The 3,135-nt window shown below is 71.1% G+C and carries 2 protein-coding genes; one reads left to right on the top strand and one right to left on the bottom strand.

Annotated elements, in window-relative coordinates; genetic code table 11:
- On the top strand, window positions 1-2,170 hold a 2,170-nt coding region (locus VN520_RS03860), incomplete at its 5' end, for a DUF6537 domain-containing protein (RefSeq protein WP_325745409.1).
- Window positions 2,171-2,401: 231 nt separating this feature from the next.
- Here VN520_RS03860 and VN520_RS03865 read toward each other — a convergent pair.
- Window positions 2,402-3,135, bottom strand: a 734-nt coding sequence (locus VN520_RS03865; RefSeq protein ID WP_325745410.1) for a DUF6537 domain-containing protein, incomplete at its 5' end; no start/stop codon positions are given.

Here is a 3,135-nt window from a genome sequence, read left to right on the forward strand (position 1 = left end):
CGGGCAGAGCCCGTACACCGACGTCCCGCACATCTTCCAGAACGTCGGGGACGGCACCTTCTTCCACTCCGGTCAGCTGGCCGTCCAGGCGTGCGTCGCCGCCGGGGTGAACATCACCTACAAGATCCTCTACAACAGCGCGGTGGCCATGACCGGCGCGCAGGACGCCGAGGGGGCGCTTCCCGTCCCGGACCTCACCCTCAAGCTGCAGGCCGAGGGCGTCGCCCGCATCATCGTCTGCGCCGACGAGCCGGAGAACTACGGCCGGGCCAGGTTCGCCGACGGCGTGGCCGTGTGGCACCGGGACCGACTGGACGAGGCACAGCGGATCCTGCGCGACACGCCCGGTGTGACGGCCCTGATCTACGACTCCCGCTGCGCGGCGGACGCCCGGCGCCTGCGCAAGCGCGGAAAGCTGGCGCAGCGCCCGATGCGCGTCGTCATCAACGAGATGGTCTGCGAGGGCTGTGGCGACTGCGGCGTGAAGAGCAACTGCCTCTCCGTGCAGCCGGTCGACACCGAGTTCGGGCGCAAGACCCACATCGACCAGAACTCCTGCAACACGGACTACAGCTGCCTGGACGGCGACTGCCCCTCGTTCATCACGTTCACCGTGCCCGACGGCGCCCCGAAGAAGGTCCGCCGCGAGCGGCTGGCACCGCCGGCCGTGGCGGACGTCGAGTTCACCCTGGGCGACGAGACCGTCAACGTGTTCCTTGCCGGCATCGGCGGCACGGGCATCGTGACGGTCAACCAGGTCCTCGCGACGGCGGGGGTGGTGGCCGGCCTGAAGGTGCAGGGTCTCGACCAGACGGGGCTGAGCCAGAAGGCCGGGCCGGTCACCTCCCATCTGCGCATCGCCCGCAGCCATCTCGAGCCGTCGAACCGCATCACCCCCGGCTCGGCCGACTGCGTCCTCGCGCTCGACCTCCTCGTCGCCACGGACACGCGGTTCATCGGGTACGGGGATCCCCGGCGGACGATGTGCATCGCCTCGACGAGCCCGACGCCGACGGGGGACATGGTGTACGACCCGTCGATCCGCTATCCGGAGGAGGAGGACCTGCTCGGGCGCCTGCGGGCGGCATCGCGGGAGGTCGTCTCCTACGACGCCCTCGGGGTGGCCGAGGCGCTGCTGGGGGGAACCGCCGCCGCGAACTTCCTCCTGATCGGGTCGGCGTACCAGTCCGGCGCGTTGCCGCTGCCCGCCGACGCCATCGAGCAGGGGATCAGGATGAACGGTGTCGCGGTCGAGGCGAACATCGCGGCGTTCCGGTGGGGAAGAGCCGCGGTCGCGCTGCCGGAGGAGTTCCGGCGCGCCGTCTCCGAGGCGCGACCGTCCGCGGACGTCATCCACGCGCCGGTGCCCGCGCACCTGTTCACCCGCTCGCGCTTGGCGGGTGAGACCCGCCGGGTCGCCGAGCGGCGGGCAGCCCATCTCGTGGACTACCAGGGAGAGCGGATCGCCAAGCGCTACCTGCGCGTCGTGGAGGCCGCCTGGGACGCGGAGCGGCGTCTCGGTGATCGGACCTCCTTCAGCGAGTCGGTGGCTCACGGCCTGCACCGCTTCATCGCCTACAAGGACGAGTACGAGGTCGCTCGGTTGCTCACCGATCCCGCGATGGTCGCGAAGGTCAAGGCCGAGGTGCCGGCAGGGGAGAACCTCACCTACCGCCTGCACCCGCCGATGCTGCGCACGATGGGAATGAAGAAGAAGATCGGCCTGGGGCCGTCTACGCACGTCCTCCTCAGGACCATGGCGCGGGCCAAGCAACTGCGCGGCACTCCGCTGGACCCCTTCGGATATGCCCACGTGCGTCGTGTGGAGCGGGCACTGCGGGACCACTACATCGCGATGATCGAGGCCCTGGCGCGGAACCTCGAGGACGGCAGCTACGAGGCCGCAACGGCGGCAGCAGCAGCGGCTGACCTCGTCCGGGGGTACGAGCACGTCAAGCTCGGCAACGTGCAGCGGTACCAGGAGGCGCTGGCCGGGCTGGACCTGCCGCCGTCGGTGCCACCCTTCCCCGCTGTCGCCGGCACCGCGCCGGAGGCTCGTCCCCACGTCACGCTGGCCGGCGTACCGACGGAGGGCTTGAGTGTCCACACGCGGTCACAGCCCGACGCCGAGCAGGTCGAGATGACTCCCGACGAGCCGCTGCACGGGTGAGCGGAAGCACCGCCGGCGCCGTTGCGCGGTGGTGCGGCGGCGTCAGAGTTCGGATTGCTTTCCGGGGCGTTGACCGGAACGGACGTCCCGGACGCCTCGAACCGGTCGCCGGGCCCGCACGTCTACGGACGTGCGGGCCCGGCGAGCGGCGGGCCACCGGCGTAGGCGACGATCCCCACGGCGGCGTCGACCTCGTCGAGCATCACGGCCCGCGGTGGTGCAACAGGCCGATCAGGGGAGTCGCGACTGCAGTTCGGCCAGGCGGAGGTGGTACTTCTCGACTCCGGCGAGCTTGACGTGCTCGTAACCGCGCACCAGGTCCGGCAACTCGGCGATCTCGACCGCCTGCGGCAGGGATGTGCCGTCCAGACGGTCCAGGATCTCCTCGATGGTGCGGCGGTACTCCGTGACGAGGGCGCGCTCGATCCGCCGCACCTCGGCGTAGCCGAAGAGGTCCAGCCGCGTGCCGCGGACACGGCGCATCCGGTAGAGCGCCTGGAAGGCAGGCTTGAACCACGGGCCGAGCTCGAGCTTGTCCTTCATGCCCAGGGCACGCAGGACCGGCGGGTGCAGCCGGTACGACGCCCGGCTGCCCGGGCCGAACTGAGCGGCGAGCTGCTCGTCCATCGCGGGGTCGAGTGCCAGGCGGGCGACCTCGTACTCGTCCTTGTAGGCCATCAGCTTGTACAGGTTCCGGGCCACCGCCTCGGTCAGCTGCGTCGACCCCGGAACGGCCTTCTCCTCCGCCTGCCGCACCTTCTCGACGACGTCGGCGTAGGCACGGGCGTAGCGGGCGCTCTGGTAGGCCACCAGCTCGGGCACCCGCCGGTCCAGAACCGCCCCGACCTCGCCGTCGGCCCGGACGCGCGACCGGACGGCGTCGACGGCGGCCGGGTCCACCACGCCGGGCACGGTAGAGGTCACAGCCGGCGCCTCGGTCACGGAGCTGGTCCCCCCGATGACCT

This window comes from Streptomyces sp. (assembly GCF_035563135.1).
Classification (GTDB): Bacteria; Actinomycetota; Actinomycetes; order Streptomycetales; family Streptomycetaceae; genus Streptomyces.